Annotated in this window: 16 protein-coding genes; 3 read left to right on the top strand and 13 right to left on the bottom strand. The window is 64.8% G+C overall.

The features are described 5' to 3' along the window. Positions 1-58: 58 nt before the first annotated feature. Positions 59-997: a LysR family transcriptional regulator gene (locus JJC00_RS32040; RefSeq protein ID WP_200469776.1), complete on the top strand. Its 939-nt coding sequence runs from the start codon at positions 59-61 to the stop codon at positions 995-997. A 55-nt stretch (positions 998-1,052) separates the two neighbouring features. On the opposite strand, the gene JJC00_RS32045 is transcribed toward JJC00_RS32040, so the two are convergent. Next, entirely contained in the window at positions 1,053-1,889 is an 837-nt protein-coding gene (locus tag JJC00_RS32045) for an SDR family oxidoreductase (protein ID WP_200469777.1), read from the bottom strand. Positions 1,890-1,961: 72 nt separating this feature from the next. Then, positions 1,962-3,281 (bottom strand): solute carrier family 23 protein, encoded by a 1,320-nt coding sequence (locus tag JJC00_RS32050; protein ID WP_200469778.1) that lies wholly within the window; start codon positions 3,279-3,281, stop codon positions 1,962-1,964. 125 nt (positions 3,282-3,406) lie between these two features. On the opposite strand from JJC00_RS32050, the gene JJC00_RS32055 reads away from it, so the two are divergent. Continuing rightward, the gene (locus tag JJC00_RS32055) at positions 3,407-4,735 is read left to right on the top strand and encodes a dicarboxylate/amino acid:cation symporter (RefSeq protein WP_200469779.1); all 1,329 of its coding nucleotides are present in this window, start codon (positions 3,407-3,409) and stop codon (positions 4,733-4,735) included. A gap of 187 nt (positions 4,736-4,922) precedes the next feature. On the opposite strand, the gene JJC00_RS32060 is transcribed toward JJC00_RS32055, so the two are convergent. The 9 genes from JJC00_RS32060 to JJC00_RS32100 form a co-directional block, all read right to left on the bottom strand. Then, on the bottom strand, positions 4,923-6,539 hold the full coding sequence (locus JJC00_RS32060) for an ABC-F family ATP-binding cassette domain-containing protein (protein WP_200469780.1): 1,617 nt from the start codon (positions 6,537-6,539) through the stop codon (positions 4,923-4,925). Between the two features lie 160 nt (positions 6,540-6,699). Next, positions 6,700-7,821 carry an NAD(P)/FAD-dependent oxidoreductase gene (locus tag JJC00_RS32065; RefSeq protein WP_200469781.1) on the bottom strand — a complete coding sequence of 374 codons (1,122 nt, stop codon included), beginning with the start codon at positions 7,819-7,821 and terminating at the stop codon, positions 6,700-6,702. After that, complete coding sequence (locus JJC00_RS32070) at positions 7,818-9,236, bottom strand: NAD(P)/FAD-dependent oxidoreductase (RefSeq protein WP_200469782.1); 1,419 nt, start codon at positions 9,234-9,236, stop codon at positions 7,818-7,820. The genes JJC00_RS32065 and JJC00_RS32070 overlap by 4 nt, the downstream gene beginning before the upstream one ends. After that, positions 9,233-9,529, bottom strand: a complete 297-nt coding sequence (locus JJC00_RS32075; protein WP_200469783.1) for a (2Fe-2S)-binding protein — start codon at positions 9,527-9,529, stop codon at positions 9,233-9,235. The genes JJC00_RS32070 and JJC00_RS32075 overlap by 4 nt, the downstream gene beginning before the upstream one ends. A 28-nt stretch (positions 9,530-9,557) precedes the next feature. After that, positions 9,558-10,694, bottom strand: coding sequence for an NAD(P)/FAD-dependent oxidoreductase (locus JJC00_RS32080; protein ID WP_200469784.1), 1,137 nt, complete (start codon positions 10,692-10,694; stop codon positions 9,558-9,560). An 8-nt stretch (positions 10,695-10,702) separates the two neighbouring features. Beyond that, entirely contained in the window at positions 10,703-11,509 is an 807-nt protein-coding gene (locus tag JJC00_RS32085; RefSeq protein WP_200469785.1) for an ABC transporter permease, read from the bottom strand. After that, complete coding sequence (locus JJC00_RS32090) at positions 11,506-12,381, bottom strand: ABC transporter permease (RefSeq protein WP_200469786.1); 876 nt, start codon at positions 12,379-12,381, stop codon at positions 11,506-11,508. Before JJC00_RS32090 ends, JJC00_RS32085 begins: the two co-directional genes overlap by 4 nt. Further along, entirely contained in the window at positions 12,378-13,418 is a 1,041-nt protein-coding gene (locus JJC00_RS32095; protein ID WP_200469787.1) for an ABC transporter ATP-binding protein, read from the bottom strand. The genes JJC00_RS32090 and JJC00_RS32095 overlap by 4 nt, the downstream gene beginning before the upstream one ends. A 26-nt stretch (positions 13,419-13,444) precedes the next feature. Then, entirely contained in the window at positions 13,445-14,476 is a 1,032-nt protein-coding gene (locus tag JJC00_RS32100) for an ABC transporter substrate-binding protein (RefSeq protein WP_200469788.1), read from the bottom strand. Positions 14,477-14,753: 277 nt separating this feature from the next. On the opposite strand from JJC00_RS32100, the gene JJC00_RS32105 reads away from it, so the two are divergent. Next, entirely contained in the window at positions 14,754-15,653 is a 900-nt protein-coding gene (locus tag JJC00_RS32105; RefSeq protein WP_200469789.1) for a LysR substrate-binding domain-containing protein, read from the top strand. Here the strand turns inward: JJC00_RS32105 and JJC00_RS32110 are convergent. Together JJC00_RS32110 and JJC00_RS32115 are read right to left on the bottom strand one after the other, a co-directional pair. Next, positions 15,650-17,023, bottom strand: coding sequence for an amidohydrolase family protein (locus JJC00_RS32110; RefSeq protein ID WP_200469790.1), 1,374 nt, complete (start codon positions 17,021-17,023; stop codon positions 15,650-15,652). The two genes, JJC00_RS32105 and JJC00_RS32110, sit on opposite strands and share 4 nt — an antisense overlap. Positions 17,024-17,052: 29 nt before the next feature. Beyond that, positions 17,053-17,709 carry an aspartate/glutamate racemase family protein gene (locus JJC00_RS32115; RefSeq protein ID WP_200469791.1) on the bottom strand — a complete coding sequence of 219 codons (657 nt, stop codon included), beginning with the start codon at positions 17,707-17,709 and terminating at the stop codon, positions 17,053-17,055. Positions 17,710-17,716 lie beyond the last annotated feature (7 nt).

A 17,716-nucleotide genomic window follows, 5' to 3' on the forward strand; every position in this document is an offset into this window, starting at 1 on the left:
GCTATTATCTGGTAGACCGAAAGTCATGGCACCGCTATAACCTCTGGGTTAAGGCCTTATGGAGTGGTCAGACCTCGGTCGTCGCATCAGCCTGCGCGACCTGAATATCCTGATAGCCGTTGCCGACACCGGCAGCATGGCGAAGGCGGCGGCGAGGCTAAGGATTTCCCATCCCGCCGTCTCCAAGACGATCTCCGAATTGGAGGGGGCCCTTGGGGCGCGGCTGCTTGACCGCTCGCCACAAGGCGTCCAGTTGACGCCGTCAGGCGAAGTGCTGCTCCGATGTGGCGTCAATATCTTCGACGAACTACGCCAAGGCTATCGTTCGCTTGAGTATCTGTCCGATCCGAACTCGGGAGAGGTAAGGCTAGGCTGCACTGAGATCATTCTGCACGGCCTGGCTTCTGCCATCGTACGGAAATTTTCCGCGAAATATCCGGGCGTCCAGGTTGATGTGAAGCTCGCCAATCCAGGCGAACACCAACTTCGCGAATTGAGGGAACGCAGGATCGATCTCCTGATCACGCGCGCGACCGGCAAGTCCGCGGCCGAAGATCTGCATTCGGAGATGCTGTTCGACGAGCCTTTTGTTTTTATCGTCGGCGCAGCAAGCGAGTTTGCACGCAAGCGACGGGTGGTCCTGAGCGAGATCATCAGTCGCAAATGGGTCTTGCCGGCACCCGATAGCGCGCCTGGCGCGTTGATCAACGACGTATTCCGGGCCGCCGGTTTCCAGCCGCCGAACGCTGTCGTCAAAACGATCTCGATTGAGCTCACGACGTCATTGGTAGCGAGTGGCGAGTTTGTCGGCATTCTCCCGATCTCAGTTGCAAGGCTGAAGGCCGCCCGAGCCGCCTTGCGGGTACTGCCTATCAAGCCGGTAGGCCCGCGGGTCTCGGCTGAGATCGTGTTTGTGAAGAACAGGACGCTCAGCCCTGCCGTTGAGTCTTTCGTCAATTGCGTGCGCGACGTGGTCAATGCTTCCCGCGTCGGGTGAAAGCGCCATTCAGCCGATCGCGCCCTGACTGCGGCGCGGGTTCATTGGTACACGCCTAGCTCGCCCAGTTCTCGCGAAATTCGGGAAACAATGTCAGGCCGCCGCAGGCATAAATGGTCTGCCCGGTGATATAGCTGGCATCATCCGAGGCGAGGAACGCGAACACGGCGGCGATCTCTTCCGGTGTGCCGACGCGGCCCATGGGGATGTGGTTGGTGACAACGCCGCGCTTGTCGGCATCGGCGGTCCAGGCCGCATTGATCGGCGTGTCGATCGCGCCGGGCCCGACCGCATTGACGCGGATGCCGCGGCCGGCAAATTCCAGCGCCAGCGTGCGGGTCAGGTTGGCCATGCCGCCCTTGCTGATCGAATAAGCGAGATAGCCCGGCTTCGGAATGATCTGATGCACGCTGGAGCAGTTGATGATGCTGCCGCCTCCGCCGCGCGCGACGAAATGCGCCAGGGCCTTCTGCGCGCAGAGCACGGCGCCGTTGAGATTGACGTCGATGATGCGGCGGTAGGTTTCGATGTCGAGCGCCTCGCTCGGCGATTCCCGCTGGAAGCCGGCATTGTTGACGAGACAATCGAGGCGCTTCCAACGTGTCAGGATGGTCTCGAACATCGCACTGACATCCTGCTCGTTGCTGACGTCGGCCCGGACGATGACATGGTCGAGATTGCCGTGGCCGCGGTCACCCGATCCCGTCCTTGCGAGCGCAAGCGTCTCCTCGGCTTTCCCGGGGTGATCGACATAGTTGATGGCGACGGTCGCCCCTTCCTGGGCAAGCCTGACGGCAACGGCGCGGCCGATGCCCTGGGAGGCACCGGTCACCAGTGCATATCGGCCGGCGAGACGTGAAGCAAAGGCGGTTGAGAGATCGGTCTGTGGCATGTGTTGTCTCCGGGATGCCTCATCATGGACGGAACCGCTGTTTTGTTCCATCCCTTAGCGCATCGCTGGGAATCATTCCGCGCGACGCGCGATCGGAGAAGTCAGGATCTGGTAAAGAATGATGGCGCCGAAGGTGGCCGTGCCGATTCCGCCGATCGTGAACGCCCCGAATTTCAGCGTGAGATCGCCGGCGCCTGCGGTCAAAGCCACCGCGACGGTGATCAGGTTCGCGGGGTTGGCGAAATCGACCTTGTTCTCGACCCAGATCCGGCCCGCCATCGCCGCGATCAATCCGAACAGCACGATCGAAAGGCCGCCGATGACCGGACCGGGGATCGACAGGATGAGTGCGCCGAATTTCGGCGAGAAGCCGAGCAGGAGCGACACGGTCGCGGCGAAGGCGAACAGCAAGGTCGAATAGACCTTCGTTGCCGCCATGACGCCGATGTTCTCGGCATAGGTGGTGACGCCGGTGCCGCCGCCGCAGGCGGCCACGATCGTCGCGAGGCTGTCGGCGAACAGCGCGCGGCCGAGATAGGCATCGAGGCTCCGGCCCGTCATGGCGCCGACGGCCTTGATGTGACCGAGGTTCTCGGCGACGAGAATGACTGCGACCGGCGCGATCAGAAAGATCGCGTCGGCATGGAAGGTCGGCGTGGTGAAGTTCGGCAGGCCGAACCACGGCGCGGCCGACAGCTGCATGAAGTCAATCGGCTTGCCGAAGCCAAGGCCGTTCGCAAACAACAGATACAAAAGATATCCGCCGATGGCGCCGAGGATGATCGGCAGCCGGCGCCACAGGCCGGGAGCCGCAACGGCGACCACGCCGATGATCAGAACGGTTGCGAGCCCTATCCACGTCTCGAACGCGTTGGCGCTTACCGCCTTGACCGCCACGGGCGCGAGGTTGAGGCCGATCGCGGCGACCACGGCGCCGGTGACGGCCGGCGGCATCAGGCGCTCGACCCAACCGATTCCCGACCACATCACGACCAGCGCGATCACGCCGTACAGCACACCAGCCGCGACGATGCCGCCGAGCGCAACCGACAGGTTCGGGTTCGGCCCATGCCCGGCATAGCCGGTGGCGGCGATCACGACGGCGATGAAGGCGAAGCTCGAGCCGAGATAGCTCGGTACGCGCCCGGCGACGATGACGAAGAAGATCAGCGTGCCGACGCCGGAGAACAGGACCGCAACATTGGGATCGAATCCCATCAGCAGCGGCGCGATGATCGTCGACCCCGACATCGCGACGCAATGCTGGAGACCCGAGACGACAGTCTGGCCCCATGACAGCCGCTCCTCCGGCATGATCACGCCCGAGGTCTTCAGCTTCCAACGCGGAAAATAGCTATGCGCCTGCTCGTTCGAGCTCGTTGCGTTCGACATGTTCCCCCCAATTGCGGTGCAGCGATTGATCTTCGTGCGATCCGACAAAAATGTGATTGTTGCTTATGCGGCGAACATCACATGATGTAAATCATGCAAGATCAATGCGTTCCGGGGCTCATCCTATGACACAGATTGCGATCCAGCCAGCCGTTCACCGCCGGCACCAGCCCTGGTACAAGATCCTCTACGCCCAGGTGCTGATCGCGATCGTACTCGGCGTGCTGATCGGCTATTTCTATCCCGACCTCGGCAAGGCGCTGAAGCCGCTCGGCGACGCCTTCATCGCGCTGATCAAGATGATGATCGCGCCGGTGATCTTCTGCACCGTGGTGCACGGCATCTCCTCGATGGGCGACCTCAAGCGCGTCGGCCGGGTCGGGCTGAAGTCGCTGATCTATTTCGAGACGGTCTCGACCGTCGCGCTCGCCATCGGCCTCCTGGTCGGCGAGATTCTCCAGCCCGGGCGCGGCTTCAACATCGATCCCGCTACGATCGATCCGAAATCAGTGGCGACCTATGTCACCAAAGCGCACGAAGACGGCATCGTCGCCCATCTGATGGCGATCATCCCCGACAGCTATGTGGGCGCGATCGCGCGTGGCGATCTCTTGCAGGTGCTGCTGGTCTCGATCCTCTCCGGTTTCGCCATCGCTTTCCTCGGCAAGACCGGCGAGCCGATCGCGGAGGCGATCGACAAGGCCGCAAAAATGTTCTTCGGCATCATCCGCATCATCGTGCGCGTAGCGCCGATTGGCGCCTTCGGCGCGATGGCGTTCACCGTCGGCGCCTATGGCCTCGGCTCGCTGCTCAACCTCGCCGCCCTGATCGGCACGTTCTATCTCACCAGCATCCTGTTCGTGCTGATCGTGCTGGGCTCGATCGCAAGGCTCGCCGGCTTCTCGATCCTGCGCTTCATCGCCTACATCAAGGACGAGTTGCTGATCGTGCTCGGCACCTCGTCCTCGGAGACGGTGCTGCCACAGATGATCCAGAAGATGGAGCATCTCGGCGCCTCGCGCTCCGTTGTCGGCCTCGTCATCCCGACCGGCTACAGCTTCAACCTCGACGGCACCAACATCTACATGACGTTGGCGACGCTGTTCCTGGCACAGGCGACCAATACGCATCTGACGATCTGGCAGGAGCTCGGCATTCTGGGCATCGCCATGATCACGTCGAAGGGCGCATCAGGCGTGACCGGCGCCGGCTTCATCACGCTCGCCGCGACACTCTCGATCGTGCCTGATATCCCGATCCAGTCGATCGCGATCCTGGTCGGCATCGACAAATTCATGAGCGAGTGCCGCGCGCTGACCAACCTGATCGGCAACGGCGTCGCCTGCGTCGTCATCAGCATCTCGGAAGGCGAGCTCGACCGCGACGCGCTGCACGAGACCATGGCGCATCCGCTGGAGATGGGCGAGGCGCTGGAACCTGGCGGCAGCGCGTAGAGCCGCGACGCGCAGGCGGGCACAGCCTGGGTCCCGATGCGGTAGTTTCCCGGAATGGTCAATTGGTGAGACACGCGGCACAACAACGGCATTGGGGTCACCGATTGATACTCATTCATTCCACCCGACGCGCTGGGGGCAGAGCGTCGGGTTTTTGAAGGATTGCCAGCACGATCCGCGAGGCGGATCAGATCATCCCGCCATTGGCGCGCAGCATCCTGGCAGCCAAATCGACCCGACGCGTAACCCCGATGGCCTGCAGGAACGCCTCGTCATGGCTGACGACGAGCAGCGCGCCATCATAGGCCCTCAGGCCCGCTTCGACGGCCTCGATGGACTCGAGGTCGAGATGATTGGTCGGCTCGTCAAGGATCAGCAGCGACGGCGGCGTCGATCCGCCGAGTACGCAGGCGAGCCCCGCACGAAACAGCTGCCCGCCGCTCAGGCTGCCGACGATCTGCAGGGCCGCATCGGCGCGAAACATGAAGCGCGCCAGCGCGGCGTGGCACTCGTTCGCGCCAGCCCCTGGATTGAGGCGCGCGAAATTGCCCAGGATTGAGCTCGCGGGATCGAGCAGGCTGACCTTCTGATCGAACAGCGCAAAGTCCGGTCTGACCCGCACAGTGCCCGAGATAGCGGGCAGCTCACCGGCGATGAGTTTCAGCAACGTTGTCTTGCCGGAGCCATTGGGCCCGACAATCGCGACACGCTCCGGCCCAACGATTGTCAGCGATAGGTCGCGCAAGACCGGCCGCTCCGGCTGATAACCCGCACTGGCGCGATCGAGCCAAACCACCTCCCGCCCCGCCGGCAGCTGGGTCGAGGGCAGCTTGACGGACAGCGGCTGGAGAACCTCGATGCGTCGGCGCGCGGCGTCGACCGCATCGAGCGCCTCCGCGCGCCGCCGCTCAGTGATCTGCGCAGTCTTGCCGCCACTGTCCTCGCTGCGATCCCTGCGCGCGCCAGCGAGAATACGCGGCATGTCGCCCTTGGCGCGCTTCTTCCTGCCACCGCTGTCCTTGCGCGCTTTCCGCTCGACCGCCTCCCGCGCCTTGCCGTCGATCTCGGACAGATGCTTCTCGGCATGCGCGAGGTCGTGCCTGACCGCCGCGAGCTCGACAGCCTTCTGCGCGCGGTAGCTGCTCCAATTGCCGCCATAGCGCGTCGCCGCCCCGAGCGAGGTCAGCTCGACGATGGCGTCCATCGTCTCGAGCAGCGCCCGGTCATGGCTAACGACAATCGCGCCGCCGCGCCAGGCGGTCAGGAGATCGATCACGGCATAGCGCCCGTCCCGATCGAGATTGTCGGTGGGCTCGTCCAACAACAGGAAGTCCGGCTCGGTGAAGAGCAGCGCGGCGAGACGAACACGCGTGACCTGCCCGCCCGACAAGCGCTCCAATTCCGTGTCGGGCACGATATCGAACCCAACGCGGGCCAGAGCCGATGCGAGCCGCGTCTCGAGAGTCCAGTCGACATCGGCAACGTCTTCGGCCGAGGCATCGCCGCGCTCGGCACGGCGCAGCAGGTCCAGGGCATCGCGCGCGCCGAAGAGGTCGACGACCGTCGCGCCCGCGCGGAGCTGGGCGTCCTGACGCAGCAGCCCGACCGTTCCGTTGACGATCACACGCCCCGACTGCGGCGCGTGCTCGCCCGTGATCGCGGCGAGCAGGGTTGTCTTGCCGACGCCATTGCGGCCGACGAGGCCGGCTCGCTCAGTGCCGAAGGTCAGATCGATGTTGGAGAGGAGAGAACGGCCGTCAGGCGTGGACAGCGACAGGCGCGACAGGATGATTGAAGCAGGCATGGAATTCCCCGTGAGCAAAGCGGATCGGCGTTGCGGTCGGGGTAAAATCCATGGCTGCGAATATCCTTGTTGAGAGACTGCTCATAAGCCTGCAGCGCGGCAAGATCAAGCCGTGTCCTCGGCGCCGCCGAGATTGGCGACGCCAACGATGTCCTCTTCTTTAGAGCGTGGCGGGATGAAAGCGGTCGATGCCGAGATCGCTGACGCGGGTCTGGGTGCCGCCATTGACGATCAGCTCCGCCATCACGGCGCCGGCGCCGGGGCCGAGCTGGAAGCCGTGCAGCGAGAAGCCGAACTGGTGATAGAGGCCCTTGTGGCGGCTGCTCGGGCCGAACACGGGGATATCGTCGGTCATCTTCGCCTCGATGCCGGCCCAGGCGCGGACGATGGTGGCGTTGCGCATCACCGGAAACAGCTCGAACACGGTGCGCGCGCTGGTCGCGAGACTCTTCCAGTCCAGCACCGTCTCGTTGCGGTCCTGATAGGGCCTAGCCAGATGGCCGCCGCCGATCAGCACGGTGCCGTTGGAGAATTGCTTGAAAGAGAGCTTTCGCCCGCGCAGGATCACAACGGGATCGATGAAATGCGGCACGCGCGAGGTGATCATCAACATCGGCGCCACGGTTTCGACCGGCACGGGCTCGCCGAGTGCGGCCGCGATCTCGCCGGCCCAGGCACCGGCGGCGTTGACGAGCACCGGCGCGGCAAAGGTTTCAGTGCCGACATCGACGTACCAGAGACCGTCGCTGTAGCGGATGTTGCTCGCGGCTACGCCCTCGCGCACGGTCGCGCCGAGTTCCTCGGCCTTGCGTCGGAATGCCGTCGTCGTCTGCGCCGGATTGGCCGCGCCGTCACGGCGCGAGACGACACCGCCGGGGCAGGTTTCGGCGACCGCAGGCACGAGCCGGCGCAACTCTGTCGCGTCGATCAGCTCTTCATGAGTGAAGCCGAGCGCGTTGAGCTCGGCGACGCGCGCGCGGCAGATTTCGAGCTCCTCCTCATTCTCGGCGACCAGCACCTGGCCGTGACTCTCAAAGCTGCAATCGTCGTCCAGGAGATCCTTGATCTTCTCCCAGATCCCCATCGAGCGGATCGACAGCGGGATTTCGGGGATGTGCCGCGCGAGCTGGCGGACGCCGCCGGCATTGACGCCGGAAGCGTGGCGGCCGGCATAATCCTTCTCGATCAGCACCGGCTTGAGGCCGGCGAGGCACAGGTGCAGCGCGGTCGAACATCCGTGGATGCCGCCGCCGACGACGATCGCATCCACGTTTTGAGTCATCCGCGCACCACGGCCTTGATATCCGCCTCGCTCTTCGGAACGGCGGCAAGCTCGGCGAGCGTGATCGGCTTGACCGGCGCGCGCAGCCGGTAATAGCCGATCTCTTGTGGAGTCTTGCCGCGCGCCTGCGCCATCAGCTCGGTGACGGTGAGGCCGCAAAGGCGGCCCTGGCACGGGCCCATGCCGCTGCGGCGATAGGCCTTGAGCTGGTTCGGCCCGGTCGCGCCGATCGCAACGGAATCGAGAACGTCCTTCGCCGTGACCTCCTCACAGCGGCAGACGATGGTGTCGCCGGAGGGAATGCGAAACTGCGGCGACGGGCGGAACAGCGTGTCGAGGAAAACGCGGCCGCGCTCGGCCTTGGCGAGATCGGCGCGGAGCGTCGCCATCGCGGGAAGCTTCGCAGCGGCAGCGGCCGCCAGTGCGTCCACCGCCGCGCGCGCCGCGATGCGACCGCGGACCACGGCGGCATTCGCGCCGCCGATGCCGGCGCCGTCGCCGGCGATCGCGATGCCGGGAACGGACGAATTGCCGCTGGGATCGAGCACTGGCGACCAGCAGAGCTGCAAATCGTCCCAGCGATGCTCAACGTCTGCGGACATCGCAAGGTTGACATTGGGCACGACGCCGTGATGCAGCAGCAGGAGATCCGCAGGGATGGTCTCGCGCTTGTCGCCCGCGACATAGCTGACGCTCGTGAGCTGACCATCGCCGGTCGCGACAAGCTCGGTGACCCCAGAGACGACCCGCACCTTCGCCTTCACCTCGCGCATCATCGACAGGCCCTTGGTGAAATAGGGCGAGGTCAGGAAAGCGAAGGCGTGCGGCAGCGCGGCGAAGTAGTTGCCGCGCTCCGTGGTGTCGAGGATGCGGTCGATGCGGCCGCCGAGGCGCAAGATCTGCGCGGCGAGCAGCCAGAGCAGCGGCCCCTGCCCCGCGATCACGGTGCGTCCATCAGGCACCAGCGCCGACGATTTCAGCATCGTCTGCGCGGCGCCTGCGGTCATCACGCCCGGCAATGTCCAGCCGGGAATCGGAAACGGCCGCTCCAGTGCGCCGGTCGCAAGGATCACGCGCTTCGCCTTGACGAAGGCGGACGCGCCGCCGATCGACACGGCGATATCGAGGTTGCGGTCGAGGCTCCAGACCGTGGCACGATGGATGACCTCGGCACTGCTCGCGCGGAGCGACTGCACGAGATCGGCACCCGCCCAATAGTCGGCACCAAGCTGGCTGCGCTCGGTCACCGGCGTAGACGAGATGGCGCGAAACACCTGGCCGCCCGGACCGACGTTCTCGTCGAGCAACAGCGTCGTGAGGCCAGCTTCGGCGGAGGTCGCGGCGGCAGCGAGGCCTGCTGGCCCGGCGCCAATCACAACCACATCGTATTCTTCGCGCTTGGGAGCCACAGTCATCGCCCGATCTCCCGCTTGCCCTTCTGAATTTCGATCTGCATGCCCTCGGCGACAGGCACGAGGCAGCCTTGTCTGTTGCCGACGCCATCGATGGTGACGAGGCAGTCGAAGCACACGCCCATCATGCAATAGGGCAGACGCGGCGCGCCGCTCACCGCGGTGGAGCGGCGCGCGTCCTGCCCGGATGCCAGCAGTGCCGCGGAAACGGTGTCGCCCACGCGAGCCGCGACGGCAACGCCGTCGACGAAGATTTGGACCTGCGGTCGCTTGTCCTGCTCGGATCGTCTAAACATGGGATGCCTCTTGGCTCCTTCTGTATCTCTAGTAACCGCTGTTGTTCGCCGCGCCCGCGCCGCCAAAGCGGCTCGCCGAGAACGCGCCGACCAGCTCCGGCTCGAGCGCGCCCTGCGCCACCATGCGCGCGATCTCGAAGGCGTGGTTGGAGGCGAGCGTCACGCCGGAATGGCAGCAGGCGACGAAGGCGCCGGGATACGTCTCCGACTGGTCGTAGATCGGAAAGCCATCCTGCGGCATGACGCGGATGCCGGCCCAGCTCCTGACCACGTTGAGCCGGGCGAGATGCGGAAACATCCGCTGCGCGCGATCGGTCATCACCGCACTGATCGAATGTTTCAGCGCGCGGTCGTCGAGCTCATCCTCCTTGCTGTCGCCGATCATCACAGTGCCCTCGTCGGTCTGACGGATCGTGGTCAGCGGATGCGGCAGGAACTGCATGGTGCGCTCGGTCACCACGATCTGGCCGCGGGTCGGGCCCATCGGCGCGTAGAGGCCGACCATCGGCGCCAGCGTCTGGTTGGCATTGCCGGCGGCGAGCACAATTTTGGCGGCGCGCAGCTCGCCTTTCGGCGTGGCTAGGCGGAATTCGCCGCCGCTCTTGCTGATCGCCGAAACCGGCTGCTCCGGGAAATAGTCGATACCGAATGCCTTGAAGCCGGTGTGGAAGGCGCGAAAGGTGCGCAGCGAATTGACGTGGCCATCGAGCGGACAATAGCTGCCGCCGGAGACTTCGGGGCCGATCAGCGGCAGCGCCTTCTTCACTTCGGACGCGGACAGCATCTCCATCTTGTAATCGGCCGCACCGGTCTGGTTGTTCATGCGCCTGACCAGCTCCGTGCGCTGGCCGAATTCGTCCTCGCCGAGCGTGAGATGGAAGCCGCCGTTTTGTTGGAGCGAAACATCGAGGCCGGTGTGTTGCTTCAACTCAGACGCAAGCCGGCCCCATGCCTGCGACGCCTGCACGGTCCAGACCGTATAGGCCGGCATGCCCAAGCCTTTGCTCTGTACCCAGACCAGCGCAAAGTTCGCGCGCGAGGCCCGCTTGGTGATGTCGCCTTCGTCGAGCACGGCGACGCTCTTGCCGAGCCGGCCGAGGCCCCAGGCAATGGCGGAGCCGAGCAATCCGCCGCCGACGACGGCGACGTCATAGTCCCTGGACATGGGTTCTCCTATCGTCCCGGATCGCCCTTGCCGGCGAGCACACGGTCGAGCCCGTAGAAGCGGTCGAGCAGAATGAGGGCGGTCATGGTGATCGCGATCACGCAGGCCGAGACCGACGTCACCAGCGGATCGATGTTGTCCTGAATATAAAGGAACATGCGCACCGGCAACGTCTCGGTGCCGGGCGCCGCAAGGAAGACGGTCATGGTGAGATCGTCGAAGGACTGGATGAAGGCAAGCGCCCAGCCGCTGATGACGCCGGGCAGGATCAGCGGCAGCGTCACGCGCCGAAATAGCGTCCAGCCGCCCGCGCCGAGCGAGACCGCGGCCATCTCGACCGAAAGATCCATGCCGGTTGCAGCGGCCAGCGTTAGCCGCAGCGCGAACGGAAACACGATGATGACATGCGCGATGATGAGTGCTGCAAAACTGCCGCCGAGGCCTGCCGAGGTGAAAAAGCGCAGGAATGCGATGCCGAGCACGACATGCGGGATCATCAGCGGCGATAGGAACAACGCCGCCAGCGCATCACGACCGCGGAAGCGATAGCGCGCGATCGCCAGTGCCGCGGGCACCGCGAATAGAAGCGCTACAAACGACGACAGCGCACCGAGCCCGAGGCTGACCCAGAAGGCGTGGATGAATTCAGGGTAGTTGCCGATCGCCCTGAACCAGCGCAGCGAGAAGCCATTGGTCGGCAGCGACAGAAAGCCCTCGGGCGTGAAGGCGACGAGGCAGACCACCAGGATCGGCGCCAGCATGACGACGACGAAGATGGTGTGGAAGATCAGCGCGAGCGGGCTGTTCCGTCTCATCGGAACACCTCCGCGTAGCGGCGTTCGATCAGCGCGTTGCTGCCGACGACGATCAGCACCAGCGCCACCAGCAGCAGCGTCGCGACCGCCGCACCGAGCGGCCAGTTCAGCGTGTTGAGGAATTCGTCATAGGCGAGTGTCGCCGCCACCTTGAGCCGCCTGCCGCCGATGATCGCCGGTGTCGCGAAGGCGCTGGCCGAGAGCGAGAACACGATGATCGCCCCCGACAGTACGCCCGGCATGATCTGCGGCATGATGGTGCGGCGGATGATGGTGACCGGGCCCGCGCCGAGCGACATCGCGGCGTTCTCGATCTGCGGATCGAGGCGTTGGAGCGCGGCCCACACCGAAAGCACCATGAACGGCATCATCACATGGGCAAGCGCAACGACCATGCCCGTTTCGGTGAACATGAAGGGAATGGGGAAGCGGATTACGCCGAGCGACATCAGCAGCTTGTTGACGAGGCCATTGTTGCCGCCGAACAGCAGCGCCCAGCCGAGCGTGCGCGCCACCACGGAGATCAAGAGCGGCCCGAGAATGACCAGCAGGAAAAAGCTCTTCCAGCGGCCGCTCATGCGATTGAGGATGTAGGCCTCGGGTGCGCCGAGCAAAGCCGTGAGCAGCGTGGTCAGGATCGCGATCCGAAACGTCCGCCAGAACATCTCGGCGTAATAGGGATCGGTCGCGATCTCCTGCCAGTTCTTGAGGATGAAGACCGGTTCGATGCCCTTGTACTGGCCCCAATCGTGGAACGACAGCATCACGGTCATCGCCAGCGGAATCAGCAGCACGCCAACGAACAGCATCAAGGCAGGCGCCGTCAGCGCCCACGGCGCACGCGCGTTGCGCTCCTCGGCAACTGTGCTCATGCGCCGGTCCTCGCACGGACGCTCATGTCCTCTAGCCGCCAGGTAAGGCGAACGGCCTCGCCTTCAGCCGGCTGCGGCTTACCGTCATTCTGACGGATCACGATTGCCGGCCCGCATTCGCTCTCGCATTGGAAGAGCCAGTGATTGCCCTGGAAGATGCGCGTGACGATCTTTGCGCCGAGACCCTCGTCGCCAAAGCCGATTCTTTCAGGACGAATGCTGACGGAGACGGGGCCGCTAAGCCCAGCTGGCGCCGTTGCACGCCACGAGCCTGCCACCAGCTGCGCTGGCGTAACCGTCCGATCGATCGTCGCGGCAAAATCGTTCGTCTTGCCCAAAAACTGCGAGACGAAGGCCGAGGCCGGCTTCTCATAAGTCTCCTGCGGCGTGCCGATCTGCTCGATGCGGCCCTGGCTCATCACCACGATGCGGTCGGACAGCGACATCGCCTCGTTCTGGTCGTGGGTGACCAGGATCGTGGTGGTGCCGATGGTGCGCTGGATCTGGCGCAGCTCGATCTGCATCTCCTCGCGCAGCTTGGCGTCGAGGTTCGACAGCGGCTCGTCGAGCAGCAACACGCTCGGCTTGATCACCAACGCACGCGCCAGCGCCACACGCTGCTGCTGACCGCCGGACATGCGGCGGGGATGGCGGTCTTCGTAGCCGGCGAGGCCCACCATCGCGAGCGCGGCGCGAACACGCTCGGCTCTGTCAGCGCGCGTCACCTTGCGCATCTCGAGGCCGAAGGCGACGTTCTCCGCCGCCGTCATGTGCGGAAACAACGCGTAGCTCTGGAACACGATGCCGAGCCCGCGCTTGGCAGGATGGATTGCGGTCAGATCCTTGTCCTCGAGGCGGATTGCGCCGCGCGTGGGATCGAGGAAACCCGCGATCATCTGCAAGGTCGTGGTCTTGCCGCAGCCGGACGGGCCAAGGAAGGAGACGAACTCCCCCTTGCCCACTGCGAGACTGAAGTCGTCGACCACAGTCTGCGCGCCAAATTGCTTGGCGACCCGATCAAGCTCGAGATAGGCCATACGCTGTCTCCGCCGCGACGATCAGATCAGCGCTCGACCTCGCGGTTCCAGCGCTTGGTCCACTCCTCGCGCTTCTCGTTGATGACGGTCCAGTCCGGATTATAGAGCTTTGCCGCGCGCTCGCCGATCGGGGCCATCTTGCCGAGTTCCGGCGGCACCTTCAGCGACTTCAGCACCGGACCGTAGCCGTAGTCCTTCAGCATCACGAGCTGGATTTTAGGATCAAGCAGCATCTTGACGAAGTTTGAGGCGAGCGGCGAAGCGTTGGGCTTCGAGATCGGACACGCCGTCGTCAGCAGCGTTGCCGCGCCTTCCTTCGGATAGACGAAGTCGACGGGGAAGCCGGTGTTGGCAAAGCTCTGCACGCGGCCGGTGCCCCACACCGCGATCACGGCCTGGCCGGACTGGAACAGCTCGGTCATCTTGCCCGGCGACGGCTCATAGGCGAGCACGTTCGGATTGATCTGCTCCTTGAAGATCTTGAAGCCGGAGTCGACATTGGACTCGCCGCCGCCGTTCATCTTCGACAGCATCACCAGCGCTTCGAGGCCATAGGTGTTGTTGATCGGCGGAATGACCAGCTGCTTGGCGTATTTCGTATCCTTCAGATCATTCCACGAGGTCGGCGGCGCCCAGCCTTTCTCCGCAAACACCTTGGTGTTGTACATCAAGCCGGTGGCGACGATGCCGATCGCGACCGCACGATCGTCCTTGAAGCGCGCGGTGTCGTAGAGATCGGCGGCCGGCAGGCCATCGAGCTTGCCGCAGAAGCCGAGCTGGATCGCCTGGTACATCGGGCCGTCGTCGACGATGGCAACGTCGATCTGCTGATTGCCCTTCTGCGCCTGAAGTTTTGCCAGCGTGTCGGTGGAGTTGCCGGCAACGTACTCGACCTTGACGTTATTCTCCTTCTCGAAGGTCGGAATCACCTCGTCGCGGATCGTTTTCTCGAACGAGCCGCCATAGCCGGCGACATAGAGCGTCTTTTGCTGGGCCGAAGCCGGGGCGGCGATGAGCGCAGCAATGCTGACCGCGGACAGAAGGCGAAAAGTCTTCATGTGGACCGATCTCCAATACCGGAATGAGGTGACGTGCCGACGAGTCTCACTAGCCAAAGCCCCTTCCGCATTTCCTTCCGCACCGATCCCGCCCCCAAGCAGGGCTCTGGCTCCTGTTCGGCGGGCTTTGGCGCGATCTGGAGGTTTGAATCCCTCCAATCTGCCGAAAAAGCGGGCTGTCTCCAGCTCTGATGAAAAAGATCGCAAACCCCGGCTTCCATCGTCCAATGAATAATGGCACCCTCTGCATGCTGAAATGTTATGAATGGAATTTTGGATGGCGCGGATCAATTCGCGGCAGGTGGAGGCCTTCCGCGCGACGATGCTGACCGGCAGCGTCACCGAGGCTGCGGCGCTGATGACCGTCACGCAGCCGGCGGTCAGCCGGTTGCTGCGCGATCTCCAGGCGCTGCTGAAAATGGAGCTGTTCGAGCGCCGCGGCACTGGCCTCGTGCCAACCGCAGCGGCGATGGCGCTCTATACCGAAGTGGAGCGTTCCTTCGTCGGCCTCGAACGCATCACCGCCGCCGCGGAGGAGATCCGCGGCCGCCGCACCGGCTCGCTGCGGATCGCGGCGCTCCCGGCGCTGTCGAACGGTTATCTGCCGCGGCTCACCGGACATTTCCTGAAGGAGCGACCCAATCTCAACCTCGCCTTCTTCGGCGTGATCTCGCCGATCGTGGTCGACTGGGTGCTGAATAATCAGTGCGACGTCGGCTTTGCCGAGGTGCCGATCGCGCATTCCGGCCTGCCGAGCCAGAAGCTGCCGGCGCCGGCGCGCGTGGCGGTGCTGCCGACAGGTCATCGCTTTGCGGAAAAGGAGATTCTGGAGCCACGCGATTTCGAGGGCGAGACGTTCATCTCGCTCTCGGCGGGATCGTCGAGCCGTCACCTCGTCGACCAGGTCTTCCATCGTCACGACGTTCGCCGTGTGCTGCGGGTGGAGACCGCGCTGTCCGAGATCATGTGCGGCATGGTGTCGTCGGGGCTTGGCGTCGCGATCTGCGATCCCTTCACCGCTCAGGAATTTTCCACCCGCGGCGTCGTCGTGCGCCGCTTCCTGCCGCGCATCGACTTCGAATTCTCCGCGGTGTTTCCCGCGCAGCGCAGCCCCTCGCCGGTGGCGCTCGATCTGGTCGAGACCATGCGCAAGTCGCTTGCCGAGTTTGATAGCTAGCCGTTGAACGCGGCCTGCGCCTCCGGCAAGTCCCAGATCTTTTGGATCGCGGCGGCGCCTGCCGCCGTGATCGCGGCTTCGTCAGCGCCGAGATAGCGGCCGGCATCGACCAGCATGCGGCCGTCGACCATGACCTGGTCGATATTGGCACGGTTGGCGAGCGCGATCAGCGCGCGGCGCGGATCGAACAGCGGCTGAAGATGCGGATGGGTGAGATCGACGACGGTAAGATCGGCGGTGGCGCCCGGCTCGATACGGCCGAGGTCCGGCCGCTTGATGACGTCGGCCGCGACCGCCGTGTTCGCCTCGATCAGCTCCGGTGAGTTCGCGACATCGGCGCGCTGCGAGGTGACCTTGGAGATCAGCGACGCCGCATTGAGCTCGCCAAGCAGGTCCATGTTGTAGCCGTCGGTGCCGACGACGGTGCGCACGCCGTGCTCGGCGAAGCGGCTGAACGCCGCTGTGACGCCGGCGCGCGCGAACACCCGCGGACAATTCAGCACGGTCATGCCGCGCACGGCCATCAGCTTGAGATCGTCGTCGCTGCTGAACATGCAGTGCGCCGCCATCAGGTCGGGCGCCAGCAGGCCCAGCCAGTCCAAATACTCCGCCGGCGTGCGGCCGCCATAGCGCTTGCCGATGGTCTCGACCTCGGCGCGGCTCTGCGCCATGTGCGTCGTGATGGGCACGCCGAGCTCACGCGCCCGCGTAGCGCAGGCCTTCAGCAGATCGGGGCCGCAGGTGTCGGTGGCATGCGGGCTCATGGCCAGGCTGATGCGTCCATCGCCGCGATTGTTCCAGCGCTGATAGAGCGCATCCCATGTCGCCATGTCGGCGGTGCCGTCATCGCCGGAGTAGCGGACCACGCCGTCGGGCCCCGCCTTGGCGTCCGACGTCGAGAACAGATAGGGCGCGCCGTAGAAGCGGATGCCCATCTCTTCCGCCGCGTCGAACATTTCCGGGATCGAATTCCGGAACGGCTCCATCACCGTGGTGGCGCCGCCCTTGAGGAGCTGGAGAATGCCGAGCCGCGCGACTGCGAGACGCTCCTCCGCCGACAAGATGTCGGCACCGCGCTTGGTCAGCGGCAACAGCACCGTGTAGACGATGCTCTGGTTGTTGCGGCGGCCATTGCCGTCCTCGCTGTGGCTGCGCGCCACCGCTTCGGAGAAGCAGTGATTGTGCAGGTTCAACAGACCCGGCAGAACGAAACGGCCGGGGCGGTCGTAGACTTGGTCCGCCTGCGGCTTATCACGCGTGACCGCCGCGATTGTCTTGCCTTCGACCAAGACCCAATGATCGCGCAGCACGTCCTGCGCGCCGTCCTTGCGTGACAGTACATAGCTGCCGAAAATTGCCGTGGTGCTCATGCGGGGCGGGCTCCTGACGAGATCGACCTTTACGTATTCAACAAGACCGCGCCGATTGCGGCGGCGACTGCCTGCTGCGCCGGCTCGATCACGGGCACGCCGATCGCATCCGCAATCGCTGCGCGGTGCGAGGCCATGCCGGCACAGCCCATCACCACGACATCGGCGCGGCATTGCGTCACCAGTGCGCGGCCGGCCTCGATCAACCGGCACCGAATATCTGCGCCCGCCGTCTCGGCCGCGCTCGCGCCAACCGACCAGCTTCCGGCATAGCGGCTATCGACACCCATCACCCGCACCATGCGCTGCTGGCGGCGGATGCTCGACGGCGATAGCGCGATCACGCCAAAGCGTTCGCCCAGCATCAGCGCGCGAAAGATGCCGCATTCGGCGATGCCCAGCACCGGGCGACCGCCCGCCGCCTCGCGCACCGCATGCAGGCCGGGATCGCTGAAGCAGGCGAGCACGAAGGCATCCGCATTGTCGCGCGACACGCGATTGACCAGCGGCATGACGACGCTGTCGGCATCGCGCTGCGAGCTGATGCCGGGCGGCCCCTCGGCAAGGCCGACCACCTCGATCTCGGGCCCGCCAGCGATGCGCAGGGGCGCCACCGCATCGTCGATCGCCGCCGTCACCGACGCCGACGAGTTGGGATTGATGACGAGGATGCGGCGACGGGTCATGGCATGG

Origin of the sequence: Bradyrhizobium diazoefficiens, assembly GCF_016616885.1 — a bacterium.
Taxonomy (GTDB): Bacteria; Pseudomonadota; Alphaproteobacteria; order Rhizobiales; family Xanthobacteraceae; genus Bradyrhizobium; species Bradyrhizobium diazoefficiens_F.